Annotated in this window: 24 protein-coding genes; 9 read left to right on the forward strand and 15 right to left on the reverse strand. The window is 70.1% G+C overall.

Features of this window, described 5'->3' with window-relative positions:
* Window positions 1-17: 17 nt before the first annotated feature.
* Genes AC5JCN_RS16285 through AC5JCN_RS16295 form a run of 3 tightly spaced genes read right to left on the reverse strand, consistent with a single transcriptional unit; the run spans window position 18 to window position 2,316 of the window.
* Window positions 18-914, reverse strand: a complete 897-nt coding sequence (locus tag AC5JCN_RS16285; protein WP_495756133.1) for an NAD-dependent epimerase/dehydratase family protein — start codon at window positions 912-914, stop codon at window positions 18-20.
* Window positions 915-923: 9 nt separating this feature from the next.
* Complete coding sequence (locus AC5JCN_RS16290; RefSeq protein WP_495756134.1) at window positions 924-1,739, reverse strand: MBL fold metallo-hydrolase; 816 nt, start codon at window positions 1,737-1,739, stop codon at window positions 924-926.
* Window positions 1,740-1,758: 19 nt separating this feature from the next.
* Window positions 1,759-2,316, reverse strand: coding sequence for a 2,4'-dihydroxyacetophenone dioxygenase family protein (locus tag AC5JCN_RS16295; RefSeq protein ID WP_495756135.1), 558 nt, complete (start codon window positions 2,314-2,316; stop codon window positions 1,759-1,761).
* A gap of 173 nt (window positions 2,317-2,489) precedes the next feature.
* On the opposite strand from AC5JCN_RS16295, the gene AC5JCN_RS16300 reads away from it, so the two are divergent.
* Window positions 2,490-4,193 carry a cation:proton antiporter domain-containing protein gene (locus AC5JCN_RS16300; protein WP_495756136.1) on the forward strand — a complete coding sequence of 568 codons (1,704 nt, stop codon included), beginning with the start codon at window positions 2,490-2,492 and terminating at the stop codon, window positions 4,191-4,193.
* A 38-nt stretch (window positions 4,194-4,231) separates the two neighbouring features.
* On the opposite strand, the gene AC5JCN_RS16305 is transcribed toward AC5JCN_RS16300, so the two are convergent.
* The 7 genes from AC5JCN_RS16305 to AC5JCN_RS16335 form a co-directional block, all read right to left on the reverse strand.
* The gene (locus AC5JCN_RS16305) at window positions 4,232-4,624 is read right to left on the reverse strand and encodes a hypothetical protein (RefSeq protein ID WP_495756137.1); all 393 of its coding nucleotides are present in this window, start codon (window positions 4,622-4,624) and stop codon (window positions 4,232-4,234) included.
* Between the two features lie 16 nt (window positions 4,625-4,640).
* On the reverse strand, window positions 4,641-4,931 hold the full coding sequence (locus tag AC5JCN_RS16310) for a hypothetical protein (protein WP_495756138.1): 291 nt from the start codon (window positions 4,929-4,931) through the stop codon (window positions 4,641-4,643).
* A 139-nt stretch (window positions 4,932-5,070) separates the two neighbouring features.
* On the reverse strand, window positions 5,071-5,898 hold the full coding sequence (locus tag AC5JCN_RS16315) for an LssY C-terminal domain-containing protein (RefSeq protein ID WP_495756139.1): 828 nt from the start codon (window positions 5,896-5,898) through the stop codon (window positions 5,071-5,073).
* Window positions 5,899-6,010: 112 nt separating this feature from the next.
* Window positions 6,011-7,408, reverse strand: coding sequence for an aspartate aminotransferase family protein (locus AC5JCN_RS16320; protein WP_495756140.1), 1,398 nt, complete (start codon window positions 7,406-7,408; stop codon window positions 6,011-6,013).
* A 34-nt stretch (window positions 7,409-7,442) separates the two neighbouring features.
* Window positions 7,443-8,261 (reverse strand): beta-keto acid cleavage family enzyme, encoded by an 819-nt coding sequence (locus AC5JCN_RS16325; RefSeq protein WP_495756141.1) that lies wholly within the window; start codon window positions 8,259-8,261, stop codon window positions 7,443-7,445.
* Entirely contained in the window at window positions 8,258-9,199 is a 942-nt protein-coding gene (locus AC5JCN_RS16330) for a 3-hydroxyacyl-CoA dehydrogenase NAD-binding domain-containing protein (protein ID WP_495756142.1), read from the reverse strand. The genes AC5JCN_RS16325 and AC5JCN_RS16330 overlap by 4 nt, the downstream gene beginning before the upstream one ends.
* A complete protein-coding gene (locus tag AC5JCN_RS16335) occupies window positions 9,196-9,948 on the reverse strand; it encodes a GntR family transcriptional regulator (RefSeq protein ID WP_495756143.1) in 753 nt (250 codons plus the stop codon). The genes AC5JCN_RS16330 and AC5JCN_RS16335 overlap by 4 nt, the downstream gene beginning before the upstream one ends.
* Before the next feature lie 217 nt (window positions 9,949-10,165).
* Here AC5JCN_RS16335 and pxpA point away from each other — a divergent pair, with 217 nt between their 5' ends.
* Genes pxpA through AC5JCN_RS16365 form a run of 6 tightly spaced genes read left to right on the forward strand, consistent with a single transcriptional unit; the run spans window position 10,166 to window position 17,413 of the window.
* Window positions 10,166-10,897: a 5-oxoprolinase subunit PxpA gene (pxpA, locus tag AC5JCN_RS16340; RefSeq protein WP_495756144.1), complete on the forward strand. Its 732-nt coding sequence runs from the start codon at window positions 10,166-10,168 to the stop codon at window positions 10,895-10,897.
* Window positions 10,898-10,910: 13 nt separating this feature from the next.
* The gene (locus tag AC5JCN_RS16345; protein ID WP_495756145.1) at window positions 10,911-11,798 is read left to right on the forward strand and encodes a 5-oxoprolinase subunit B family protein; all 888 of its coding nucleotides are present in this window, start codon (window positions 10,911-10,913) and stop codon (window positions 11,796-11,798) included.
* The gene (locus tag AC5JCN_RS16350) at window positions 11,795-12,775 is read left to right on the forward strand and encodes a 5-oxoprolinase subunit C family protein (RefSeq protein WP_495756146.1); all 981 of its coding nucleotides are present in this window, start codon (window positions 11,795-11,797) and stop codon (window positions 12,773-12,775) included. The genes AC5JCN_RS16345 and AC5JCN_RS16350 overlap by 4 nt, the downstream gene beginning before the upstream one ends.
* A 17-nt stretch (window positions 12,776-12,792) precedes the next feature.
* Window positions 12,793-14,463, forward strand: a complete 1,671-nt coding sequence (locus tag AC5JCN_RS16355; protein ID WP_495756147.1) for a hydantoinase B/oxoprolinase family protein — start codon at window positions 12,793-12,795, stop codon at window positions 14,461-14,463.
* Window positions 14,460-16,496 carry a hydantoinase/oxoprolinase family protein gene (locus AC5JCN_RS16360; protein WP_495756148.1) on the forward strand — a complete coding sequence of 679 codons (2,037 nt, stop codon included), beginning with the start codon at window positions 14,460-14,462 and terminating at the stop codon, window positions 16,494-16,496. The genes AC5JCN_RS16355 and AC5JCN_RS16360 overlap by 4 nt, the downstream gene beginning before the upstream one ends.
* Window positions 16,493-17,413, forward strand: a complete 921-nt coding sequence (locus AC5JCN_RS16365; protein WP_495756149.1) for an aminotransferase class IV — start codon at window positions 16,493-16,495, stop codon at window positions 17,411-17,413. The genes AC5JCN_RS16360 and AC5JCN_RS16365 overlap by 4 nt, the downstream gene beginning before the upstream one ends.
* A 27-nt stretch (window positions 17,414-17,440) precedes the next feature.
* Here the strand turns inward: AC5JCN_RS16365 and AC5JCN_RS16370 are convergent, their stop codons facing one another.
* The 4 genes from AC5JCN_RS16370 to torT form a co-directional block, all read right to left on the reverse strand.
* The gene (locus AC5JCN_RS16370; RefSeq protein WP_495756150.1) at window positions 17,441-18,457 is read right to left on the reverse strand and encodes an ABC transporter permease; all 1,017 of its coding nucleotides are present in this window, start codon (window positions 18,455-18,457) and stop codon (window positions 17,441-17,443) included.
* A complete protein-coding gene (locus tag AC5JCN_RS16375) occupies window positions 18,441-19,469 on the reverse strand; it encodes an ABC transporter permease (RefSeq protein WP_495756151.1) in 1,029 nt (342 codons plus the stop codon). The genes AC5JCN_RS16370 and AC5JCN_RS16375 overlap by 17 nt, the downstream gene beginning before the upstream one ends.
* Window positions 19,466-20,959 (reverse strand): sugar ABC transporter ATP-binding protein, encoded by a 1,494-nt coding sequence (locus tag AC5JCN_RS16380; protein ID WP_495756152.1) that lies wholly within the window; start codon window positions 20,957-20,959, stop codon window positions 19,466-19,468. Before AC5JCN_RS16380 ends, AC5JCN_RS16375 begins: the two co-directional genes overlap by 4 nt.
* A 104-nt stretch (window positions 20,960-21,063) precedes the next feature.
* A complete protein-coding gene (gene torT / locus AC5JCN_RS16385) occupies window positions 21,064-22,128 on the reverse strand; it encodes a TMAO reductase system periplasmic protein TorT (RefSeq protein WP_495756153.1) in 1,065 nt (354 codons plus the stop codon).
* A 281-nt stretch (window positions 22,129-22,409) separates the two neighbouring features.
* Between torT and AC5JCN_RS16390 the strand changes: the two genes are divergently transcribed.
* Both AC5JCN_RS16390 and AC5JCN_RS16395 read left to right on the forward strand, forming a co-directional pair.
* On the forward strand, window positions 22,410-23,102 hold the full coding sequence (locus tag AC5JCN_RS16390) for a GntR family transcriptional regulator (protein WP_495756154.1): 693 nt from the start codon (window positions 22,410-22,412) through the stop codon (window positions 23,100-23,102).
* 191 nt (window positions 23,103-23,293) lie between these two features.
* The gene (locus AC5JCN_RS16395) at window positions 23,294-23,560 is read left to right on the forward strand and encodes a GNAT family N-acetyltransferase (RefSeq protein WP_495756155.1); all 267 of its coding nucleotides are present in this window, start codon (window positions 23,294-23,296) and stop codon (window positions 23,558-23,560) included.
* 2 nt (window positions 23,561-23,562) lie between these two features.
* On the opposite strand, the gene AC5JCN_RS16400 is transcribed toward AC5JCN_RS16395, so the two are convergent.
* Entirely contained in the window at window positions 23,563-25,926 is a 2,364-nt protein-coding gene (locus AC5JCN_RS16400; RefSeq protein ID WP_495756156.1) for a cytochrome c3 family protein, read from the reverse strand.
* Between the last annotated feature and the right edge of the window lie 62 nt (window positions 25,927-25,988).

Below are 25,988 nucleotides of genomic sequence, written 5' to 3' on the forward strand. Positions count from 1 at the left end.
TGAACGCGGGTCGGAGATCAGCGGCCCGCTTCGCGCGCCAGCGTTTCCCACGTCGATCGAATGCCCTCGCGCAGGCGCACCTTCGGCGTGAAGCCGATGTCACGCGCGATCGGTGAGACATCGAACTCCTGCTGCATTTCGTAGGCCGATTCCATCCCCGGCTCGACCTCGACCCGCGCACCCGGCACCACGTCCCGCACGATGGCGACCACCTCGGACATAGGCAGGAATTCGCCGCCGGTGGCCATGTAGCGCCGGGCGGGAAGCACGGGCGCATCGAGCGCCGTCACCAGCGCCAGCGCGGCGTCATCGGCATGGATGAACTGGGTCGGGACGCCGCCGGAGGCGCCGAGGCGGGTGGTGCGCCCGGCAATCGCGTCGAGGACCATCGTCTTGATGGCACAGGCGGTGCTGCGGCGGGGGCCGTAGACATGCGGGAAGCGCAGGCTGACGCTGTCGACGCCGTGCTCGATCCGGTAGCCCTCCAGGATGTGCTCGCAAGCCGTCTTCGTCGCGCCGTAGACCGTGCTCGGCGCCGGGATCAGCGTCCCGTCGGACCTCGCCTGCGTGGGTCCGATCGCACTGACCGACGAACAGTAGGATATCCGGCTCAGGCCGCGCTTACGCATTACCTCGAGGAGGTTCACCGTTCCGCCGACGTTTACCCGCACGAGCTCCGCCGGCCGGTCGGCCTCCACCATCGGTCCGGAATACGCTGCGCAGTGAACGATGGAGCCGAACGGGGACCTGTCCGCCAGGGCCTCGACGGCAGCGCCGTCGGAGACGTCGAGCGCCGTCACGCCCTCCCCGGCCCGCCAGTCCGTGGCGACGAAGGGCCGCGCACGGGAGGCGAGCAGGCGGCAGACGGCCGCGCCGATGAGGCCCTGCGCGCCCGTGACCAGAACCGTATCCATCCCGTCTCCTCAGATATCGTCGCGGCCGAGCCAGTGGACGTGGCGCTCGACCGAGGCCGCCATCGCCTCGGCCGCCCCCGAGCGGATCACCTTTCCCCACCACGCGCCATAGATCGCGTCGTAGCGAAAGCCTGAAATCCGGCTGGCGATGGCGCGCACCGAGGCGGCGCCGAGCGGGATGAAGTTGGGGTAGGAGCGCATGAAACCGAGATGCTTGCCGTCGGCCACCACCTGCAGCAGGTCTCCGGCCAGAAGCGCGCCCTTGCCGCCGCACAGATGGGCGCAATGCAGGACGGCGCCGCCCTCGAAATGCCCGCCGGAGCGGACCAGGGTGAGCCCGGGCAGCAGTTCCCGAGTCTCTTCCTCCCAGAACCGGAGGCACGGGTCGGGCCGCATGACGAAGTCGCGGTCCTGCGCGTGCAGCCAGACCGGGACGTCGTCGAAGGCCCGGCTCCACTCCACCATCGTCGTGTAGTAGTGCGGGTGCGAGATGGCGATGGCGGCGAGCCCGCCGAGGCCGGCGATCATCTCCACCGTGGCGGGATCGAGGAGGGACACGCAGTCCCACAGCACGTTGCCGGCGGGCGTCCGGACCAGCAGGGCGCGCTGGCCGATGCCGAACATCGGGGCGACGCCGATGCCGATCAGCTCGGCCTCCTGCCGCACCGCCTGCATGTGCGTGCGGCGCAGGCGGTCGAGCGTCGTCCATTCCTGGCCGGAGGGCGCCACGTATTGCCGGTATTCCTCGCAGATCGGGCAGGCCGGCGGCGGCGCCTCCGTCTCGGGATACTGGGTGCCGCAGGTAATGCAGATGAAGGCGTCCATCGGCGGCTCCCGGCCCGGTTCAGCGCACGAAGCGCTGTGCGTATTCCTCGCCGAGGCCGACGGCGGCGAAGTGCCGGCGGGCGGCGTCGAGCTTGGTGAAGACGTCCTCGACCCCCGTGGTCTCGCCATGGGGATCGCAATAGGCGTAGCCGCCCGTGACGTGGAACAGCGTCATCATCTCCGTCACCTCGTCGGGAACGACCAGCGTGTGCGTCTCGCCCGGCGGCTCGAACACGTAGTCGCCCTCGCGTGCCACCCAGTCATGCTCGAGGTAGCGCCAGCTGCCCCGCATGACGAAGGCGTGCACGGGGCCGAAATGCCTGTGCCGGGACAGCACGCCGGAGCGGCGCACGCGCAGGACGTTGACGTAGTAGCCCTGCGTCACGTTGAGCACGAGCGGCCGGAATGACACCGTGTCCGACTGCGGCACCCACATCCTCTCGTCGCCGTCGGCCGCCGCGCCCCCGGCGACGATGATGTCGGGGACCATGCCGAAAGGCTGCGGGTGCTGGTAGGGGATCTTGTCGCGGTCGGGCACACGGGCCGGAGCGCGGGCGATGACCGGGGCGTCGCTCATGATGTGCGTCATCCTGCGTGGCGGCCGGAACGCCGGCACCCAAGGTGATAGCCTTCGACGCTCCGGCTGGGAAGCCGCGGAGCCCTGCACAGGGCGGGTGGCACGGATTCAACTTGCACGGAGCGGCGACACACGCCAAGCGTGCAACGGGACCGTCTTGGGCTGAGCCGTTTATGGATCATGGCGTTTCACTGATCTCGACCATCGCGACCTGCTTCGCGTTCGCCTTCTGCTTCGGCTTCATCGCCCAGAAAATCGGGTTGCCGCCGCTGGTCGGCTACCTCGTGGCGGGCGTAGCCGTCGGACCGTTCACCCCGGGCTTCGTGGCCGATTCAGGCCTCGCGAGCCAGTTGGCGGAAGTCGGTGTCATCCTCCTGATGTTCGGCGTCGGCCTGCATTTCTCTCCGGCCGATTTGTCGGCGGTGCGCGGTGTGGCGGTGCCGGGGGCGCTCCTGCTCATCGCCGTGGCCACCGCGCTCGGGACGGCCCTCGCCATGGGATGGGGCTGGACTTTCGGGGGAGCGCTCGTCTTCGGGCTCTGCCTCTCGGTGGCGAGCACGGTGGTGGTGCTTCGCGCACTGGAGGAGCGCAACGGGCTCACCACGAGCGCCGGCCGCATCGCCGTCGGCTGGCTCATCGTCGAGGACCTCGCCATGGTCCTGGTGCTCGTGCTGCTGCCCGCGCTGGCCGAGGTGCTGGGCGCGGCTCCGGCCGAGGGCCAGGGCAGCCTCGCGGTGTCGCTCGCCATCACGCTGGGCAAGGTGGCTGCCTTCGTGACCCTCGCCATCGTGCTCGGGCCCCGCGTCGTGCCGTGGCTGCTGCAGCAGGTCGCCCGCACCGGCTCGCGCGAGCTCTTCACCCTGTCCGTCCTGGCGGTCGCGATCGGCATCGCCTTCGCCGCCGCACAGGTCTTCGGCGTGTCGCTGGCGCTCGGCGCCTTCTTCGCCGGCGTGGTTCTGAGCGAATCGCGCTTCGGCCACCGGGCCGCGGCCGAATCCATGCCCATGCAGGACGCCTTCGCGGTGCTCTTCTTCGTCTCCGTCGGGATGCTGTTCGACCCGCGCATCCTCGTCGAGAAGCCGATGCAGGTGGCCGAGGTGCTGGCCGTCATCGTCATCGGCAAGGCGGTCGCGGCGACGGCCATCGTGGCGCTCCTCGGATATCCGCTTTCCGTCGGCATCGCGACGGCAGCCGCGCTGGCGCGCATCGGCGAATTCTCCTTCATCCTCGCCGCCCTCGGCATCTCCACCGGCCTGCTGCCGCCGGAGGGCCGCGACCTCATCGTCGCCGCAGCGCTCTTGTCGATCACGCTGAGCTCGCTCGCCTATGCCGCAGCCGACGCGATCGGCTCGGCCGTCGCGGCCTCGCCGCGATTGTCGGCCTACGGCCAAAAGAGGCTCGGCGATCTGGAGGAGAGGCTGGAGGCGGTGCGGCGCAGGGCCGAAGCGCGGGAGGAGGAACACAGCGTCGAGATCCGCGCCGTCATGGGCAAGTTTCCCATTTTCGCCGGCCTGGACGACATCGCGCGCGAAGACCTCGTCATGCTGTTTCGCCCCGCCTCGGCGCAACCGGGCGAGCGCGTGATCCGCAAGGGCGACAGGCCGTCGGGGGCCTATTTCATCTCCTCCGGCAGCGTCCAGGTGGAGACCCCGAACGGCGACGTGCCGCTGGGGCCGGGAGACTTCTTCGGCGAGATGGCCCTGCTCAGCGGGGAACGGCGCAGCGCCACCGTCACGGCCACCGACTTCTGCGAGCTGTTCGTCCTCAGCCGCCGGGACTTCATGTCCTTCCTCGCCCGCCATCCCGGCCTGCAGTCCCTGATCAGCGAGGTCGCCACCTCACGCCGGGACATGAACCGAGTACACCAGGGCGGCTGAGCTTCAGGTAACGGTGTGATTCAGGTAAAGTACGGGCTTCAGCTGCTGCCGGGGTCGATGAAGGCGCAGATGGTCAGGTAGGACGGATCCGGGTCGGCGGGATCGACGGGCGAGGGCTGGTGTCCGCGCACGCCCCGGGCACGCGGGACCCCGCACCAGTGCGCCGGCGCCGCGCTGCCGGGGACTGGGCTCCAGACGATCCTGTCCCGGGCCACAAGCACGTCCGTCCCGTAGCGGCGGCTCGAGACGACCACGTCTCCCTCGGGAGTCAGGCGGTAGGCCGCCACGGACTCGCAGTCGCCCTCCTCCTTCGAGCCGCTGCAGCAGAGCTGCCCGCCGCGCCCCTTGAGCTGGTGATAGACGTCATGGGCGCGCGCGGCGGGTGCCCACAGGGCCAGGCTCGAGACAATGACCAGGATGATCGTCCTCATGGCTGGCCGTGCATCATCAGGGGATCAGCCTGGCCGGGCCGTCGCAGTCCGCCGGAATGCCTGGCACCACGGCTGCCGCTGATCCGTCGCAGTACTGCGCCCTCACCTCCTCGTAGTGCCGCCTCGCGCCGCTGACCACGTCGGCATCGCTGTAGCGGCGCCCGAGCTGGCGCGCTCCCAGCACGAGCCGCGCATACTGGTCGTCGCTCCACACCCTCAGCCTGCTTGTCTCCGTGGGCAGCGTTTCGGCGTCGGCTGGCGCACAGATCAGCAGCGGCAGCATTGCAAAGACCCGGCGGGGGACCATGGTCGTGCCTCTCCTCAAGTGGCCGGACAGCCCGGCCATCATTCGACACTGTGCAGCAACAGCGTCAAGTCGGCGCTTGATCGCATACGCGAGAGACACTTGAGCGACGTTATTTCAGCAATGGAAGAAGCGCTCGCGCTCACGCGGCCGGCGCCAGTTCAGCAACCGCGATGGCGCCGTCCGTGATGTAGCGGTTCACCTTGCCGATGGAGAGCCGCTCCCCGGGCGTGTAGGAGCGCGCCTCCGAGATCACGCCGGAACCGGCCAGCTCACCGACGAGGAAGTCCCGTTCAGCGTTGGTGTCGGCGTCGGTCGCGTGCGTGACCTGGAAGCTCAGCCGGGTCAGGGACAGTCCGGTGTCCTTGGTGACGGCTCCGATCCAGACGGCCTTCTCTCCCGAAACCGGCTGCGCGGACTGCAACCACAGCGCCGGCGTGTCGAGGGTGGCCTCTGCCCTTTCCACCGACAGGCCCCAGAACCGCACGTGGTGACGCTTGCGCGGGCTGTCGCCGATCGGCTTCTGGAAGCCGACGTCCTGTCCCCGGTCGAACAGGTAGAGCGTGCTGAAGGGCGCCGTGGGATAGGGCCGGTTCATGACGAATGCGACGGCCATCTTCCACGAGCTCGTCAGCCCCAGCGGGTCCGCCCCGCTCCAGCCCGCCGCGGCGAAGGCCCGGCTCAACTCCTCGCGCGTGCCGATCAGCGCGACGTTCACCGGATCGCCCGGCAGCCCGTCCCCGGTGAGGGTGTAGGACGGCACCTTGCCGGCATGGGTGAGGCGGGCCCCGAGGCGGATGGCGCGCGGGATGATGAGATAGGCCGCGATCCCGTAGGTGGCGGCGAGCGCCAGCACCAGCGGCAGCCGCCGGTCGGCGACGTCGAAGAAAACGACGAGGATCAGCCAGACGGTCGCCGCGCCGATGGCGAGAACCAGCAGCCGCTGCAACAGGCGCTTGAGCCTCCGCACCTCGTCAACCCTCCCGCAGCCGCCGCGCGGCTGGAGCGCGGCGGTTGCAGGATGGCACGACGGCAAGGCCGGGTGGAAGACGGGTTCCCCCGCCTTGCCGGGAAGTCAGCGCTTACTCCGGCGCCTGGAGCCCGTTCTCCTGCACCCAGGCCCATGTGTCGGCCAGCGCCAGCTCGAAGCGCCGGAACATCTCGGCGATCTCCTCCGGCTTGATGATCATGGGCGGGCACATCGCTACGTTGTCCTGGATGTTGCGCACGATCAGGCCGTGATGGTGGCCGCGGTCGTAGAGATAGGCGCCGACCTTGCCGATCGGGTCGAACTGGCGCTTGGTCGCCTTGTCGGCCACCAGCTCCAGCGCGCCGATCAGGCCGACGCCGCGCGCCTCGCCGACGAGGGGATGGCCGGCGAACTTGCGCAGGCCCTCCTGGAACAGCGGCTCCATCTGGCGCGCATGCTCGATGACGCCGCGCTCCTCCATGATCTTCAGGTTCTCCAGCGCGACCGCGGTCGCGACGGGATGGCCGCTCGCCGTGTAGCCGTGCCCGAAGGTGCCGATGCGGGCCGAGTTGTCCGCCAGCCCCTGGTAGATCTCGTCCGTCATCAGGATGGCGGCCAGCGGCATGTAGGAGGAGGTGATCTGCTTCGACAGCACCAGCATGTCGGGCGTGATCTTGTAGCGCTCGCAGGCGAAGGTGGTGCCGGTGCGCCCGAAGCCGTTGATGACCTCGTCGGCGACGATCAGGATGTCGTGCTTGCGGCACACGGCCTGGATCTTCTCCCAGTAGGTGGCCGGCGGCACGATGACCCCGCCGGCGCCCATCACCGGCTCGCCGATGAAGGCGGCGACGGTCTCGGGACCCTCGGCGTCGATCAGGTCCTGCAGCTGGTTGGCGAGGCGGCTGGCGAAGTCCTCCTCGGTTTCGCCCTCGTGGGCGAAGCGGTAGTGGTGCGGGCACGCCGTGTGCAGCACGTTGGCGATGGGCAGGTCGAAGTCGCGGTGGTTCCAGGGCAGGCCGGTCAGGCTTCCCGACGCGATCGTGATGCCGTGATAGCCGCGGATGCGGGCAATGAACTTCTTCTTCTTCGGCCGCCCCAGAGCGTTGTTGAGGTACCAGACGATCTTCATCACCGTGTCGTTGGCCTCGGAGCCGGAGTTGGTGAAGAAGACGCGCTTCAGGTGCGACGGCGCCATCGACACCAGCTTCTCGGCGAGGTCGATGGATGGGTTGTGCGACTTGCCGGCGAAGGTGTGGTAGTATGGCAGCTTGCGCATCTGCTCGGCCGCGGCCTGCACAAGGCGCTCCTCGCCGAAGCCGAGCGCCACGCTCCACAGGCCGGCCAGCCCTTCGATGTATTCCTTGCCCTGATCGTCGTAGACGTACACGCCCTTGCCGCGCTCGATGATGATCGGGCCCTTGCTCTCGTGCACGCGCGCATTCGTGTAGGGGTGCAGCACGTAGTTCACGTCCCGCGCGCTTTGCGAGTTGATCGGCGTGTTGGCGTTCATGGGGTCTCTCCCGGGTTTGTTTTGTGAGGGGATCTCACCGCCCCAGCCAGCGCTCGCGCACCGCGCCGGCATCGGCAAGGCCGAGACCGAGAGCGGTTGCGGCGCGCGCTGCGGCGGCCACGAGGTCGGAATTCCCTGCGGCGATACGGCCGTCGGGCAGTGTGAAGTTGTTCTCGAAACCAGTGCGCATGTCGCCGCCCAGCAGCGCTGCAAGCGCGAGGCAGCGGGTTTCCTCGGCCCCGAAGGCGCAGCACATCCAGTTCGGGAAAGGCGAGGCGCCGTCGTCCAGGAACGGCATCAGCTCGGAGGGACGGGCGAGCTGCCGTTCCGCATAGCGCCCGAGCACGTAGAGGACACCGGTGGACGCCGCATCCACATCGCCGCGCGCGGCGAAAGCGAGGAGCCGGTCGCGGTCGGCTCGGTCGTAGAGGATGACCTGCACCGCAATGCCCTCCTGCCGCGCCCAGTCGAGGAAGCGGAAGAAGGATCGTTCCTCCCCCTCGGGCGCGAGCTCGCGCAGGGCGACCGACACCGCCTCCGGGCGCACCTCCTCCACGACCCGGCGCTGCTCGGCCGGCGAGTAGACGCCCACCGCCTCGGTCGTGATCTGCACCACGAGCCGGTCTCCGACGGCGCGCCGCACCTGCACGGTCGCGTCGCGGTAGAGATCGGCGTCGAGCACGTGGCGGCCTTCCGCGTCGCGGACATGCATGTGGAGCACCGACGCGCCCGCCTCCAGCGCCTCGGCCGCAGCCCGGGCAAGTTCGGCCGGGGTGATCGGCAGCGCCCGGTGATCGGCCTTGCCTCGCCGGGCCCCATTGGGCGCAACCGCGATGGCGACGGAACGGGTCATGCCCGCTTGCCTCCCGCAGGCGCCTTGCGGCGGGAGCCCGCGAGCGCCGCGATCAGCTTCTCGTCGCGCCAGCGCTCCAGTTCCGCGATGCTGCGTCCACCGGCCTCCGCGGCGACGCCGTCCACGAGCACGGCCTTGACATCCGGCGACAGGGTCGGCGAGCCGAGGCTGCTCCAGCGTCGCTCCTGGCTGGGACCGAGATGGTCGAGATAGGCTGCGATCCCGCCCTCCCCGCCTCCGAGATGGTAGGCGAGGTGCGGGCCGATGACCGACCAGCGCAGCCCGGGCCCGGCGACGAGCGCCGCGTCGATGTCGGCGACGTCGGCGACACCCTCCGCCGCGAGATGCACGGCCTCGCGCCACAGCGCCGAGGCCAGCCTGTTGGCGAGGTGACCCGGCGCTTCCTTGCGCATGCGCACCGGCACCTTCCCGAGCGCCCGCATGAAGCGCACGGCCTTGCGCGCATGGACGTCGTCCGGACCGTAGATCTCGACCAGAGGCATGAGGTGGGCCGGATTGAAGGGGTGCGCGACGACGAGCCGTCCCGGCTTGTGCATCGTGGACGAGATGTCGGACCAGAGCAATGCGGAGGTGCTGGACCCGATCGTCGCCGCTCGGGGGGCGGCAGCCTCGATGCGAGCAAAGAGCTCCTGCTTCAGGGTGGCGTTCTCCGGCGCGTTCTCCTGGATCCAGCCGGCGTCGCGGACAGCGTCCTCCAGCGTCTCGCAGGCCGTCACCCTGCCGCGCCCGGCCAATCCCAGCCGGCGCAGCTGCCGGCGCAGGGGTGCGATCCGGCCGGCCAGAGCGCGCCTGCGCTCGGGATCGGGATCCCACGCGAACACGGTGCGCCCGGTCGCCGCGAACAGGGCGGCCCAGGACGCGCCGACGAGGCCGCAGCCCACGACGGCGACGACGGGGAGGAAGGGCCGTGCGGTCACCTCTGGCTCCTCCGCGCGCGCCGGACAGCAGCCGCCGCGTCCGTTTCGCCGAAGGTGAGGCTGGCATAGCCGGCATTGGCGGTACGCAGGTCCTCGCACAGAGCGCGCTCGGCGGCCCGTCCATCCCGGCGCTCGAGCGCCTCGACCAGTGCGAGGTGGCGCGGGATGCTCTGCTCGTAGATCTCCGCCGTGCCCGGGACGGTGTGGAGGGAACCGAGGAAGGGGCCGGCACGCAACCAGAAGGATTCGATCAGCCCCATCAGCATGGGCGAGCCGGCCTGGCGGTAGACGGCGAAGTGGAACTTCTGGTTGACGCTGACCGCCCCCGGCACGTCGCCGGCGGCAATGCGCGCCGCCATCTCGTCGTTCAGCGCACGCAGCCTCGCGACGAAATCGGGGGTCGCCGACGCGGCGGCCAGCCGGGCCGCATGCCCTTCGTTGAGGCAGCGGATCTCGAGCAGCTCGCCATGCTGGCCGCGGGTGAGGCTGGCGACCCGGAAGGCGCGGTTCGGCTGCTGGGTGAGCACGTGTTCGGCGACCAGGCGCTGCAGCGCCTCACGCACGGGCATGACGCTCGTGCCAAGCGCCGTGGCGAGCGTGCGGATGTTCATCGTCTCGCCCGGCGGCAGACGGCCCTCGAACAAAGCCTCGCGCAGCCGCGCATAGACGCGCTCCTGCAGCGTGTTCGTCTCGACGGCGCGAAGCGCCGATGCGATCACGTCCGGTGCGCGCAGGGGTCCCGCTTCCATAATGTGCTCCGCGGCGACAGCCCGGCGGCGGCCCCGTTCGACCGTTCTACATCAGACATCGGTGATCACAAATAGCGGCTTGACCGTCTCGACCCGCGCAGCCACCTTGGCCGCTGGCGGTCCGGATCCTGCAAGCACGACGGGATGTTGTGGGACGGTGCGGACGAGTGGCGCAGCCAGGCAAGCCGGCCCGACCGGCACGAGGGGGGACGCTGGCATGCCGGTTACGATCAATTGCGACATGGGCGAAGCCTTCGGCATCTACCGCTTCGGCGACGACGAGGCCTGCATGCCGTTCATCACGCACGCCAACGTCGCCTGCGGCTTCCATGCGTCCGACCCCATGGTGATGTGGCAGACGGTGAAAGCCGCCAAGCGCCACGGGATCAACGTCGGATCGCATCCCGGCCTGCCCGATCGCGAGGGCTTCGGCCGTCGCGAGATGAAGATGACCCGCGCCGAGGTCGCCGCCCTCGTCCTCTACCAGACCGGTGCGCTCAAGGCCTTCACCGACGCCGAAGGGATGGCCCTGTCGCACATCAAGCCGCACGGGGCCCTCTTCGGCATGGCGCAGCGCGACGAGGACCTCGCCGAGGGCATCGCCGACGCGGCGCTGGCGCTCGGCCTGCCGGTGATCGCCTATTCCGACTGTGCCATGTCGCGGGTCTTCGAGCGGCGCGGCGTCAGCTTCTCCTGCGAGTTCTACTCCGACCTCGACTATGACGATGCCGGCCGCCAGATCATCACGCGCTTCCACGAGCCCGTGACGCCGCAGGCCGCCGCCGACAAGGTGCTGCGGGCCGTCGAGCACGGGGTGACGGCCTCCGTGAACGGCAGGGATGTGGCCGTGACCGCCGAATCGATCTGCGTGCACAGCGACACGCCCGGAGCCGTCGAGGTCGCCCGCGCCGTCTTCACGGCGCTGAAGCCGCATCTCGCGCGCGCCTGAGCGGAGCGGAGCGATGATCTACGACGAACCGCGTTTCCTGCCCGGCGGCGACCGCTTCCTGCAGGTCGAGCTCGGCGACGAGATGAGCCTCGACCTCAACATCCAGGTGCACGCGCTGGCGAGGATGCTGCGCGAGAGCCGGATCGACGGGCTCGTCGAGCTCATCCCGGAGATGGCCTCGATCCTGATTTCCTATGACGGGGACCGAATCGGGATCGACGATCTCGCCCGCGAGGTGAGGCGCCTGCGCGACGGCATGGGCAGCCTCGACGAGCTGGAGCTGGAGAGCCGCCTCTATTCCGTCCCCATCCTCTACTTCGACCCGTGGACGCGCGACTGCGTCGAGGACTACCGGGCCAAGGTCGCGCCAAAGCCGGTGCTCGATCCCGAGCTGATCTGCGAGGCGAACGGGCTTGCCGGCCGCGATGCGCTGAAGCGCGTGCATGCGCGCACCGAGTATCTCGTCGCCGCCCTCGGCTTCTGGCCCGGCCTGTGCTCGCTGATGCCGCTGCACCCCGGCTCGCGGCTGACCGCTCCGAAATACAACCCGCCGCGCATGTGGACGCCCAAGGGCACGATCGGGCTCGGCGGGGCGCTCACCTGCATCTATCCCGACCAGACGCCGGGCGGGTACCAGATCTTCGCCCGCACGCCCATGCCGATCTGGGATCGGACGCAGCGCCTCAAGGCGTTCAAGGACAGCCTCGCGCTGTTCCGGGCCGGTGACCGGGTGAAGTTCGTGCCCATCGACGAACGCGAATACGCGGAGATCGCGGTCGAGGTGGAGGCGGGCGTGTACGAGCACGAATTCGTCGACTACCAGGTCTTCTCCATCCGCCGCTACAAGACCTGGCTCGCCGGCCTCGACCTGTCGTCCTCCGACACGGGGAGGCAGGCATGAGGAGCTTCGAGGTCGTCAAGCCGGGGCTCGAGACCAGCGTCCAGGACCTGCCAGGCCGCATCGGCCACTGGGAGCAGGGCTTCCCGCCTTCCGGGCCGATGGATGCCTGGTCGTTCCGCCTGGCCAACCTGCTCGTCGGCAATGACCGGGACGCGGCTGCGCTGGAGTGCCAGTTCCTCGGCCCGAGCCTGCGATTCGCAACGGACGCCATCGTCGCCGTGACCGGAGCCGATATGGGTGCCACGCTCGATGGCTCCCCGGTGCCGCCCTGGACCACCGTCGCGGTGAAAGCCGGGCAGGTGCTGGCGCTGGGCTCGGCCCGCACCGGAGCCCGCGCCTACATCGCCGTCGATGGCGGCATCGAAACGCCCGCCGTGCTCGGCTCGCGCTCCACCTTTCACATGGCCGGCGTCGGCGGCATCGAGGGCTACGCCGTGAAGGCCGGCCAGTCGGTCCCGCTGGGTCCGGCCGGGGGTTCGGCGGGCTGGACCGTGCGCCGGGATGCCCGCCCCGGCATCGGCGAGGCCCGTCGCTGGACGATCTCAGCCGTGCCCGGCCCGAACGACGACTGGCTCGACCAGGCCGCGCATGACCGGTTCCTCTCGGCCGACTGGACGATCCAGGCCAAGAGCAACCGCACCGGCATCCGCCTCACCGGCCCGGAATTCACCTTCGCGCCGCGCGCCTACGACAAGCGGCCGGAGCACGGGCAGGACCCGTCCAACATTCTGGATCACGGCTATCCCGTGGGAGCGGTGAACCTCGCAGGGCAGACGCCGATCATCCTGGCGCTCGACGGGCCGAGCACGGGCGGCTTCATCAATCCCTACACTGTCGCCAGCGCCGAGTTCTGGAAGCTCGGCCAGGCGCGGCCCTGGGACGTGCTGAACTTCAGGGCCGTGAGCGTCGAGGAGGCGCACGTCATGCGCCGGTCCGTTGCCCGCCTGTGCACGGCGAATTCGCTGGTGCGCGCGTGAGGCAGGCGGCTCCTCCGGTGGACCCCGCCACGCTCGAGATCGTGCACGGCAAGCTGATGGCCTGCGTCGACGAGATGGGCATCATCACCGCCCGCACCAGCATGAGCCCGGTGATCTACGAGGTTCTCGACTTCGCGTGCGGGGTCTGCCGCGCCGACGGCGACCTCGTCGCCCAGGCCAACGGGATCACGCTCTTCACCGGCACCTTCTCCGACCAGGTCCGCTTCATCAAGGAGCGCTTCGACGGCGAGATGCAGCCGGGCGACAGCTTCGTCACGAACGACCCCTATCGCGGCGGCACGCATGCCTGCGACATGGCCATCGTCACGCCGCTGTTTCACGACGGCCGCGTCGTCGCCTACGCCATCAACGTGGCGCACTGGCTCGATGTCGGCGGCGCCGTGCCCGGCAGTCTGCCGCCGGACGCCACCTCGGTGTTCCAGGAGGGGCTGCGCCTCCCCGGCTTCCGCGTCACCCGGGACGACCGCATCCTGCCGGAGATCGAGCGGCTGATCGCGGAGAACGTCCGGCTTCCCCTGCTGGCGCTCGCCGATCTCAGGGCGCAGCTCGCCTCCACCCGCCGGGCCGCCGCCCGCGTCGCCGAGATCATCGCCGACTATGGGCTGGGGACGTTCGAGGATTGCTGCGAAGCGATCCTTAACGACGCCGAGCGCCGCAGCCGCGCCGCCCTCGAGGCGCTGCCGGACGGCGAGTTCGAGGCAACCGACGTTATCGACGGCGACGGCGTCTCGGATGCACCCATCCCCGTCCGCTGCCGGGTGACGAAGCGCGGAAACTCCCTGTCGGTCGACTTCACGGGCACGGCCCCCACCGCAGCCGGGCCGGTCAACTGCGCCGCGGGCGCCACCCGCTCTGCCGTCAAGACCGTCTTCAAGGCCCTGGTCGGCCCGCAGGACCCGTCCAACGAGGGCTGGTTCCGGCCGCTCGACATCGTGCTGCCGCCGCGCACGGTCTTCAGCGCCGAGAAGCCGTCGCCGACGGGCTGGTACTACGAGGGCTCCGTCCATGCCTCCGAGCTGGTCTGGAAGGCGCTCGCCCCCGTCGCGCCGGAGCGCTTCCCCGCCGGCTCCTACGCCAGCCTGTGCGTCACCTACATCACCGGGCGTGACGCGCATGGCGAGGAGTTCGTCCACATCGAGCCGCAGCATGGCGGCTGGGGTGCCTGCCGCGACAGGGACGGCTCGTCCGGCCTGATCTCGCTGACGGACGGCGACACGTTCAACTACTCCGTCGAGCTCATCGAGGCGAAGTTCCCGCTCTTCGTCGAGCGCTACGGCTTCAACACCGAGGCGGGCGCCGGCGCGGGGCGCCATCGCGGCGGCTACGGCCTCGTGCGCGACTATCGGGTCCTGGCCGGGCAGGCCTGGGGCTATTGCGGCTTCGGGCGTACCGCCACGCCGCCCTGGGGCGTCGATGGCGGGCGGGACGGCTCGCTGAACGCGCTCAGGATCCGCGAACCCTCCGGCGCCACGCGGCTGACGCTGTCGCGGTGCGCCCGCTTCGACCTCTCGCCCGGCGACGTCGTCGCCATCGCCACGGGCGGCGGCGGAGGCTGGGGCGATCCCGCCGGCCGCGACGCCGCGGCCGTGGCGCGGGACGTCGAGGACGGGCTCCTCTCGCCCGAGGACGCGGACCGCCTCTACGGCTCCGGGGAGGGTGGCCGGTGATCCGCCTCGCAACCGATGTCGGCGGCACCTTCACCGACCTCGTCGCCTTCGACGAGACGACGGGCGCCGTGTTCACGGCGAAGACGCTGACCACGCCGCAGGACCAGTCGCGCGGCGTGCTCGCCGCCATCGCCGAGGCGCGCGAGCTGCACGGCCTCGACCCTGCGGCGGTCGCCTATTTCGTCCATGGCGGCACGGCCGTCATCAACGCCGTCACCGAGCGCAAGGGCGTGATGACGGCGCTCGTGACCACGCGCGGCTTCCGCGACGTGCTGGAGATCGGCCGCGGCAACCGGCCCGACCTCTACAATCTTCGCTCGCGCACCCCGCCGCCCTTCGTGCCGCGAGCCCTGCGTTTCGAGGTCGGCGAGCGCGTCGCGGCGGACGGCACGGTGGTCACGCCGCTCGCCGAGGGCGACGTCGCCCGTGTCGCGGAGGCCTGCCGGGCCGCTGGGGTCGAGGCCCTCGCCATCGTGTTCCTGCACAGCTACAGGGCGCCGGCTCACGAGGAACGCGCGGCCAGGCTGCTGCGCGAGGCGCTTCCCGGGGTCACGGTCTGTGCCAGCTGCGAGGTCTCGCGTGAATGGCGCGAATATGAGCGCAGCAGCACGGCCGTCCTGAACGCCTATGTGCAGCCGATCGTGCGCCGCTACCTCTCGGGCCTCGCGGACGGTCTCACCAAGGTGTCCGTCGCACCGCCGCACCATGCCATGCTGTCGAGCGGTGGCGTCGCGAGTTTCGCGCAGGCCATGGCGCAGCCGCTGACGTTGCTGGAATCCGGCCCGGCAGGCGGCGCGGCCGGCGCGGCCCGCATCGCCCGGGCGCTCGGCAGCGAGGGCGTCATCTATCTCGACGTCGGCGGGACGACCGCGAAGTGCTGCCTCGTCGGTGCCGATGGACCGGAGACCTCGCATCTCTACCATGTCGAGAAGACCCGCCTCTGGCCCGGCTATCCCGTCCAGGCCCCCGTCGTCGACATCGTCGAGATCGGGGCGGGCGGCGGGTCGATCGTCGGCGTCGACGCGCAGGGCCGCCTGAGCGTCGGCCCGCGCAGCGCGGGTGCCGATCCCGGCCCGGTCTGCTACGGGCGGGGAGGGACCCAGCCGACGCTCACAGATGCTGCGGTGGTGCTGGGCCACGTCGATCCCGCCACCTTCGCGGCCGGGCGGATGCGGCTCGACAGGGACGGCGCCGTCGGCGCCTACGAGGCACTCGGGCGCGCCCTCGCCATGGACGCACGCGCAGCCGCGGAAGCGGCTTTCGCGGTCGCCTCCGCCAACATGATCAACGCGCTGAAGCTCGTCACCGTGCAGCGCGGCCATGACCCCCGCAAGTTCCGGCTGGTGGTCAGCGGCGGCGCCGGGCCGCTCTTCGCGGCGGCGCTGGGCCGCGCCCTTGGGGTGCGTGGCGTCGTGATCCCGCCCTGGCCCGGTATCTTCTCGGCCTGGGGAATGCTCGCCGCCCGTCCGCGGGCGGAGGCGAGGCGCACGGTCTTCCTGCCGCTGGACGAGAACGCTCCGGCGGCGGCGGGCGCCGTGCTCGACGAACTTACGCAGGAGGCGCGCCGCAAGCTCGACGACGGTTGCGACATCACGGTCCGCCACAGCCTGGACATGCGCTATCGCGGCCAGGAGCACAGCGTCGTGGTGCCCTGTGTCCCCCGAGAGCCAGCCCCCGCGCTCGCCGCGCGCTTCCACGCGGAGCACGAGCGCAGCTACTCCTTCAGGCTCGACGGCCATGTGGTCGAGATCACCCACGCCTCAGTGGCCGCGGAGCGCGACGTCGCGCTGATCGGCCTGCCGGTGTCACCGCAGGGAGCCGCCCCGGAGCCGCGCCATCGCGGGGATGGCTGGACCGTCTGGCGCCGGGAGGCGCTTCCCGGCGGCTTCTCCCTGGAGGGACCCGCCCTCGTCGAGGAAGGCACGACGACGACCGTGATCCCGCCCGGCGATCGCGCTACCGTAACGAAGGACGGGCTCCTCCTCGTCGAACGCGCACAGGCTGGAGGGCCGGAAACCGGAGAGCACGCATGACCACCGCCCTCAGCTCCTACGCCGCCGGGGCGGCCTATGTGAACGGCCGGTACATGCCCATCTTCGAGGCCAGCATCCCGCTCACCGACTGGGGATACCGGCGGTCGGACGCGACCTATGACGTGATCGGCGTCTGGCGCGGCCGGTTTTTCCGGCTCGACGACCATCTCCGCCGCTTCCGCGCCTCGATGAAGGCGTTCCGGATGCAGCCGCAGGAGACCGACGACGACATCCGCGCCATCCTCAACCGCTGCGTCGCGCTCGCGGGCCTTCAGGATGCCTATGTCGCGGTCGACTGCCTGCGCGGCCGCCCGCCGGCCGGCATGCCCTACCACCCCGCTTTCGCGCGCAACTACATCACCGCCTTCGCCGTGCCGTGGATCTGCCTGCTCAGCCCGGAGCAGATGCGGCGCGGGGCGCATCTCGTCATCGCCGAGACGCTGCGCATTCCCACCCGCTCGGTCGATCCCCGGGCGAAGAACTTCCACTGGGCCGACCTGACCAAGGGGCAGTTCGAGGCGCTCGACCGGGGCGCCGAGTTCTGCGTGCTGCTGGACGAGGAGGGCAACGTTACCGAAGGAGCCGGCTACAACGTCTTTGCCGTCACAGGCGGGCGGGTGGCGACGCCGGATTCGGGCGTGCTGGAGGGCATGACCCGGCTGAGCGTCATGGAGCTGTGCCGCGAGCTCGGCATCCCCGCCGAGATCAGGCCGATGCCCGCACATGAGCTGCGCGAGGCAGACGAGATCTTCCTCGCCACCACGGCGGGCGGCATCATGCCGGCGTCCCGCATCGACGGCCGCATCATGGGCAACGACATGCCCGGCCAGATCTCCGAGCGGCTTCGCGAGGCATTCTGGGCGCGGCGCGAACAGGGCTGGCACGGCACGCCGGTCGACTACTCGGTGGCGGGCTGAAGCAGCGCGCGCCTTAGTGCCCGCTCCTCAGTGCCCCTGGGCGCGCAGGCGCAGCCTGTCCAGCACGACGCCGAGGATGACGATGGCGCCGAGCACGATCATCTGCACGTAGCCGTCGATGCGGGCGAGGTTCATGCCGTTCGACAGGATGGTGACGAAGAGCGCGCCCAGGATGGCCGTTCCGACGCCCCCCGCCCCGCCCGCGAGGCTGACGCCTCCCACCACGGCCGCGGCGATGGCCTGCAGCGACAGCGAGCCGCCAAGGTTCGGCTCTCCCGACCCGGTGCGCGCCGTCAGCATCATCGCGCCGACCGCCGTCAGGAGGGCACTGAGCACATAGGCATAGACGAGGATGCGGCGCGTCGGCATGCCCGCGACGACGGCGGAACGCTCGTTCGTGCCGATGATGTAGAGCGCGCGGCCGAAGACCGTGTAGCGCAGCGCGAGATGCAGGGCGATGGCGATGACGAAGGCGATGACGAGCGCCGCGGGGACGCCGAGGACGGTGCCGGAATAGAGCAGCGTCGAGTAGATCTCCGGCACCCCCTGCACCGGGCGGCCGTCCGAGAGCGTCGTCGCGATCCCGAGCGCGATGTTGTAGCTGCCGAGCGTCGTCACGAAGGGGCTGACGCCGACCATTGCGACGATGAGCCCGTTGAAGAGCCCCACTCCGAGGGCGAAGGCGAAGCCGGTGGCCAACCCCGCCAGCAAGATGACCGCGGGCGCATGCCCGCCAGACGCCGTGAGCGCGGCCATGACGAGCGCCACGGCGACGCTGACCATCGACACGGCCGGCCCCAGCGCGAGGTCGAAGCCGCGCGTGACGAGCACCACCATCTGGGCCATGGCGAAGATGGCGAGATAGCTCGTCTGCTGGGCGATGTTGACGAGGTTCTCGGGCGAGAGCACCCGCGCGTCGACGAGGCTGAAGCCGAGGAGCAGCACCAGCAGCGCGGCCGGCAGCACCGCCTTCATCAGGTTGTTCCAGCGCAGATGGAGGCGCCCGGTCCCGAGCGGGACCGCCTGTTCACTTGCCGGCGGCACTGCGCGCCCTCCGCGTCCCGATTTCATCGATGGCGACGGCCGCCACCATGATCACGCCCAGGAAGATCAGCTGGATCTTGCTGTTCACCTTCAGCAGGTTCAACGAGTTGGTGAGAATGGTGAGGAAGAGCGCGCTCAGCGCCACCATCTCGGCCCGGCCGATGCCGCCGCGCAGGCTGACGCCGCCGATCACCGCTGCGGCGATCGACTGCAGCATCATGCGGTCGCCGCCGAAGCTCGCCTGTCCGGAGCCCACCTGCGCGGTGAGGAGCACGCCCGTCAGCGCCGCAAGAAGCCCCGAAATGGCGTAGGTCGCGATCAGGTAGCCGCGCGTCGAGACGCCGGAAACGGTCGCCGCCTGGGCGTTGCCGCCGATGGCGAAGATGTAGCGCCCGAGCAGGGTGCGCCGCTGCAGGAAGATGACCAGGGCGATGACGATCAGCGCCACGTAGATCGAGATGGGCAGGCCGAAGAACTGGCCGCGCCCGAACTCCTTCACGAAGCCCTCCGGCATTCCGTAGACCGGGATGCCGTTCGTCAGGATCAGCGCCACGCCGAGGGTGGCCGACATCGTGCCAAGCGTCACGATGAAGCCGGAGATGCGGAGATAGGCGACGCACAGCCCGTTGATGATCCCGACAACGACACCGCTGCCGAGGCCGGCGATCAGTCCGATCGTAACGGCGATGGACGGCGTGTCGGGATAGGCGGCGGCGAGCGAGGCCATGGTCTTGGCCATGACGACGCTGGCCAGGGCCACCGTCGCTCCGACCGACAGGTCGAAGCCGCCGACGATGATCACCAGCGCCTGGCCGCAGGCGATGATGGCGAGCCAGGAGGCCTGGCGCAGGATGTTGATGACGTTGCCGGAGCCGTAGAACTTCGGCTCCACCAGCGACATCAGCACGATCACCAGGATCAGCAGAAGCGGCAGGAAGCCGATCCTCGAGATGATGTCGCCGAAGCGGACCCCTCCCCCGGCGGCCGGGGCCGGCGCGACGGTCTGGCTCATGCCGCCTGCTCCCCCTCGCGGTGCTCGAAGAAGCTCGCCAGCACGTTCTGCTCGTTGATGGCGTCGCCCTCGAGCTCGGCGACGATCTCGCCGTGGTGCATCACGTAGAGGCGGTTCGAGAGGTTCAGGACCTCCGGCAGCTCGGACGAGACCACGACGACGGCGGCCCCGGCCTCCACGAGGTCCTTCATGAACTCGTAGACCTCCACCTTCGCACCGACGTCGATGCCGACGGTCGGCTCGTCGAACAGGAAGACGGAAAGGTCGCGCGTCAGCGCGCGGGCCAGCATCACCTTCTGCCGGTTGCCACCGGAGAGGTTGCCGACGGCGCGCTCGATGTCGGGTGGCCGCAGCTTCAGACGGTCGACGATGCCGCGGATCGCGGAGCGCTCGCTGCGGACGTCGAGGATCCCCCTGCGCACGAAGCGGTCGAGGTCGAGCGCCGCCATCGAGGCGTTCTCGCGGATCGGCCTGCCGAGCGCGAGCCCTTCCGCGACGCGGTTGGCGGGGAAATAGGCGAGGCCGCGCTGCAGGCTCGCATGCGGCCCCGGTCTGACATAGGGGACGTCGGCAATCCGGACCTCGCCGCCCGAGACCGGCTCGATGCCGTAAATGGCACGCACCAGCTCGGACTTGCCGCAGCCCACGAGCCCGGCGATCCCGGTGATCTCGCCGGCCCGGGCATGGAAGTTGACGCCCTTCACGCTGCCGTCGGCAACGCTGACGCCGATTGCCTCGACCGCGGTCTTCCCGGGCTTGTGGGTGATCTTGGGGAAGAGCACGTCGATCTTGCGGCCGGTCATGAGTTCGACGAGTTCGCCGTCGCTCACATCGGCTGCGTCCAGCGTCTTGATGAGCCGCCCGTCGCGCAGCACGGTGATCCGGTCGGCGAGCGAGCGGATCTCGCGCATGCGGTGCGAGACGTAGATGATCCCGACGCCCTGGCTCTTCAGCTTGGCGATGAGCTCGAAGAGGCGCCCGGTCTCGCGCTCGGTGAGCGACGCCGTCGGCTCGTCGAGGATGAGCAGGCGCACGTCGCTGAGCAGGGCCTTGGCGATCTCCACCATCTGCTGGTGGGCGCGAGACAGGCTGCCGACCTGCTTGCGCGGCTCGAGCGCGAAGCCGAGTTCCTCGATGAGTTCGAGCGCCTGTTTCCGCATCCGGCGCGGATTAAGGATGCCGCCCTTCGACACCTCCCTGCCGAGGAACAAATTCTCCTCGACCGTGAGGCTGGAGACGAGCGAAAATTCCTGGAATACCGGGCTGATGCCGATGGCGCGGGCCCGGTGGGGCGTGAGGTTCCTCGCCTCCTCGCCATTGAAGCGGAACGCGCCCTCGTCCGGGGGGAAGGTGCCGGCGATGACGTTTATGAGCGTCGACTTGCCGGCCCCGTTCTCCCCGAACAAGACGTGAAGTTCCCCCCGGCGGACGTCGAAGTCGACGCCGTCGAGAGCCCGGACGCCCGGAAACGACTTCGAGATGCCGCGCATCTCGAGAATTGGCTCCGCTCCGGCCGCGGGGCTTGCGCCCGCGGCCGAAGTCCGGAGAGAGGGGGAGGTCACCTGGACCATCACTCCTGCCGTAGAGCCGGAGCCTACTTCGTCACGCTGTAGACCGGCTTCCAATCGGCCGGCGCGAGGATCAGGCCCATGTTGAGCTTGCCCGCGGTGCTCTTCAGAACCACGTCCGGCACCGGCTGGGCGAAGGTCATCACCGGCTTCTTGTCGAGGATGCGAACCGCCTGGTCCATGGAGATGCGGCCCTCGGCCACCGGATACTGCGTGGCAAAGCCCATGATGTCGCCGCGGTTCAGCGCGTCGAGCATGGCCTGGTTCTCATAAGACGACATGATCATCATCTCGCCCTGCTTGCCGGCTTCCTGCACGGCGCCGATCGCGGCTTCCGCCGTCGGCGCGGTGCCCCAGATGACGTTCATGTCGGGATAGGCCTGCAGCGCGTCCTGCAGCAGCTGGAGCTGCACTGCGACGCCGGAGTCGCCGAACTTCTCGCCCAGAACCTTGACGTTGGCCTTGCCGCCCAGCGCGCCTTTGAAGCCGTCGTTGAAGGACTCGGCCCAGCCGGAACCGGCCGGCCCGGGGAAAGTGACGACGTTCGCCTTCTTGTCACCGATGTTGTCGACGAGCGCCTTGCCCGTCATCGCGCCCATCTGCTTGAAGTCGACATAGATCATCGCCGGGAGCGAGGAAGCGGTGGAGATCGGGTTGACGCTGCCGATCACGGGAACGCCGCGCTTCTTCGCCTCGGCAAACTTCTGGGCGAGGCCGGCCTCGGAGATCGGGCCCACGACGATGGCGTCGTAGCCGCCGGCGAGGCAGTCGTCGAACTGCGAGAGCTGGCGGGGCAGGTTCTCGTAACCGCCGGCCTCGAACAGGTTCATGTTGATGCCGAGCCGCTCGGACTCCTTCACGATGCCGTAGGCGACGGCGACCCAGAAGCTGTCCTTCATGTGCGGGAACAGCACGCAGATCTTGTAGGGCTTGGACGCCTTGTCGACCGGCTCGTATTTGGCCGGGACGGGCTTGCCGCTGGACATGTCGACGACATCCAGGGGCCACCACTTGTCTTCCGCGGAGGCTGCTGAACCGGCGACGAGCGCCGTCATGCATGTGGCGGCAAAAGCCAGGCTCTTGAGTGTCATGACATCCCTCTCCCAAGGCAGATTTTGGACGGTTCTGGCCCATCCGCCGCCGTTGCGGACAGCGGGAGCCGCGACTGCGGCATGATGGCGGGCCGACCAGGAAGTGCTCCGCCGGGACACCCCGTGACAAGAATGATATCACATGCATCAGTCATGCAAGCGCCATGTGTCGCCATGTAACGGGAGGCCGGAACGATGACCGGCAGACATCAATCAGCACCATCCAGCGGGGTGCCGGCCTTCGCTGTCGCGGCACGCCGGGGCCGGGCGGGAGCGCGCTTATGAGCGTCGTGCCACAGGCCGGCGGGGTCGCCGAGATCGTCACCCCCATCAGCCGCGAGACGCTGCGGCTCAGGGTCTATGACGAGCTGCGCCGCGCCATTGCCGGCGGCCGGTTCCGGCCCGGGCAGTCCCTGACTGTGCGCGGACTCGCAGCCGCGCTCGGCGTCAGCGCCACGCCGGTCCGCGAGGCCCTGCAGATGCTGGCCGCCGAAGGAGCTCTCCTCGCCGAGCCGAACCGCTTCTTCCGCGTGCCGGAACTGAAGCGCGAACAATTCGCCGAGATCCGCGAGGTTCGGGCCGCGCTGGAGGGACTCGCCGCGGAAAAGGCGGCCGGGCAGGCGACGCCGGAAGAGCTGACCCGCATGGAGGATGCGAACCGGCGTGCGCTCGCCGCCATCGACGCGCAGGACACGGAGGCCTATCTCGCCGCCAACGAGGAATTCCACTTCGCGCTCTACGCGGCCGCGCGCTCGCCGCTTCTCGACCGACATATCCGGGCGCTGTGGCTGCAGGCCGGCCCGTCGCTGCGCCTCCTGTTCAAGGATATCGCGCTCGTCCGCGACCTGACCGACTACCACCGGGCCGCCCTGGTGGCGATTCGCGGCGGCGACCCTGCCGGAGCGCGGGAGGCCATCCGCAGCGACGTGCTCACGGCAGGCAACTTCATCCAGGAGCATCTCGCCCCGGGATGAACCCCGCGCTGCCCCTGCCCTCACCTTCCCGCCCCCCGGCCGAACCACCCGTCACCCCCGGCCTGCCCGTCACCTGCCCTGCATACAAGTGTCGGGCCAACATATGTCAGGGCTGACCGGAACGACGCGTGTCGTGAGCAGTTCCAGGACGCGGGACGGGGGGCCGGGCACCTCGGGAGCGGGAGAGCGGGATGGACGTCACGGTCAGGGACGCGGCTGAGAGAAGCCGCTTCGAGCTGGACATCGGCGGGCAGCTCGTCTTTGCCGACTACAGGCGCCGCGACGGCCGGCTGCTGATCACCCATGTCGAGGCTGCGCTACCCCTGCGCGGCACCGGAGCGGCCAGCCGGCTGATGGCGGGCATCGTCGCCCTCGCCGGCGAGAGCGGCGAGGACATCGTCCCGCTGTGTGCCTACGCGAAAGCCTGGATGCGCCGGCATGGGCGGGCGGCCGGCTAGGGTCAGGGCGCGGCCCTGCCCGTCGCTGCCCGAAGTTGCGCCACGAGGCCCGCAATCGACGCATCGTCCGGCAGCAGCACGGCCAGGCGCTCGGCATAACCGAGCGCTCCGGCGAGATCGCGCCGCTGCAGCGCATCCTTGAGCACGAGGCCCATGAGCTGCGGATCCGACGGATTGGCAGACAGCGCCGTCCCGGCGGCCTTCGCGGCCTCCGCCGGACGGCCAGTCGACTGCAGCGCTACGGCGTAGACATAGGCGTAGCGCGGCTCGCCGGGTGCCAGCCGCACGGCGTCGGCCAGGGCCTCGATCGCTTCCGGATAGCGCTTCTGGCGGATCAGCGAGAGGCCCAGCGCGTGACGCGGCGCGGCGGCCGTGGGGTCGATGGAGATCGTCTGGCGCAGCAGCAGCTCGGCGTCCTTTTCGCGGCCGGTTGCGCGGTAGAGGTCGGCCAGGTCGACACGCGGAGCCACCGAGGGGGTCAGCTTCATGGCTGCGAGGTATTCGCCTTCGGCCTCGGCCGGACGGCCCTGCCTGATGTGGAAATGCGCGAGGTTGGCCCGGTTCTCCGCACGGTCGGCGTTCAGCTGCTCGGAGGCGAGATACTCGGCGGCGGCCTTGTCGAAGGCGGCGCGTGCCGGCTCCGGCGTCCCCGGCGGGGGTCCTTCGGCAAGCTGGGTCACGGCCTCGAGCCGCACCGCGAGCACGGGATCCGACAGCAGTGGCGAGCCCAGCTGCCAGCGCTGCGGGGCGGGCAGCGTGGCGAGACCGCCCAGCGCGGCGACCCGGACCATCGGGTCGGGATCCGCGAGCGCCTTGCGCGCCGTTTCCGCCACGGCCGCCGAGGGGCGTTCCTGCAGCATCTGCAGCGCGGTGGCCCGCGCGACCGCCGGCACCGCCGTCCCGCCGGCGACCGCCAGCAACGCGTCACGGGCCTCCGGCTGGCCGGTGCGCGCAGCGTGGAAGGCCTCGCCCCAGGTCTGGAAGCCCTTGCGCCCGGGTCCGTGCCAGCGCTCCACGGCCGCGGCGGCCCAGGATACCGGCTTGTCGGAATGGCAGTCGGTGCAGGCATTCGGCGTGCCGAGCTTCACCGAGAGATCCGGCCGCGGGATGCGGAACGAGTGGTCGTGGCGGCGATCGACGACCATGTAGGTGCGCGCAGGCATGTGGCAGGAGACGCAGTCCGGCTGACCGGGTCCTTCGGGATGGCCGGTATGGGCCACGGAGGCGAATGTCTGCGGCGCATGGCACTGCGCGCAGACCTGCGCGCCGTCAGCCTTGAGCCGCGCGGAATGCGGATCGTGGCAGTCGCTGCACACGACGCCCTTCGCATACATCCTGCTCTGCCGGAACGAGGCGTCGTTGAACACCTCGTCCTTCATCTGGCCGTCGTCCTCGAACAGGTCGGGGGTGAGCAGGGCCGGCCGGTAGAAATCCGTCAGGGGGTGCCCGGGCAAGGGCACCTCGGCGAGCGACCCGCGCCTGGCATGGCAGGACGCACAGGTCTCGACCTCGTCGCCGGGAACGCGCGCGACACCCTGCGCGGGGCTTCCCGTCTTCGGATCGGGCGCCCAGTCGGGAGCAGGACGCTTCGCGGCGACGCTGGCGAACCCCTTGTTCGCCACACCCTCGGGCCGCCCGCCGCCCGCCCAGGCGACATGGCCGGCGCCGGGCCCATGGCAGCTCTCGCAGCCGACGCCGAGTTCCGACGCGGACGTCGAAAAGCGGTCCTTCGCCGCGTCGTATCCCTTGCGCACCGCCGTGGCATGGCAGTCGGCGCACATGTGGTTCCAGTTCTGCTGCTGCCCGGTCCAGTGCAGGGCGTCGCCGGGCGGGATGGCCTCGCCGGGATAGAGGTGGAACCAGCGCTGCCCGCCAGCCTCCCTGGGGCGCGTGTCCCACGCATAGGGCAGCACCTGGACGCGCCCATCCGGGAACGCGGTGAGGTATTGCTGCAGCGGGGCGACGCCGAAGGTCCAGTCGACGGGAAAGGCAGCCGCCCTGCCGTCCTTTCCTTCGGTTTCCACGACGAAGCGGCCGTCGCGTTTCACGAACCTGGCCTTGGAGCCGAAATGCTCCGAGCTTGCATCGGCGAAATCGCCCAGCACGGTGTCCGGCGTCGCCGGCTCCATCGCCTTCTGGTGCTGCGACCCGGACCAGGCGGCAGTCTCCGCCGCGTGGCACGTAGCGCATGCCGCGGAACCCGCATAGCCGGCGGGATGCCCGATGGCGACGGGGGGCGCCGGGGCGGGGCCGCCCGCGTCGGTCTGGCCGCGCACGGCGCCGACGGCGAGGACCATCATGGCGCAGCCAAGCGCCGCGGCGACGGCACCCCACCCGGCCCGCCGCCCGTTCCCGCTGCCGGACATCGGCCGATCCACCATGCATGCTCCCAGGTGACGCCGGAGGCCGCGCCTCGCCGATCATGCAG

The sequence above is a fragment of the Alsobacter sp. genome, assembly GCF_059501845.1.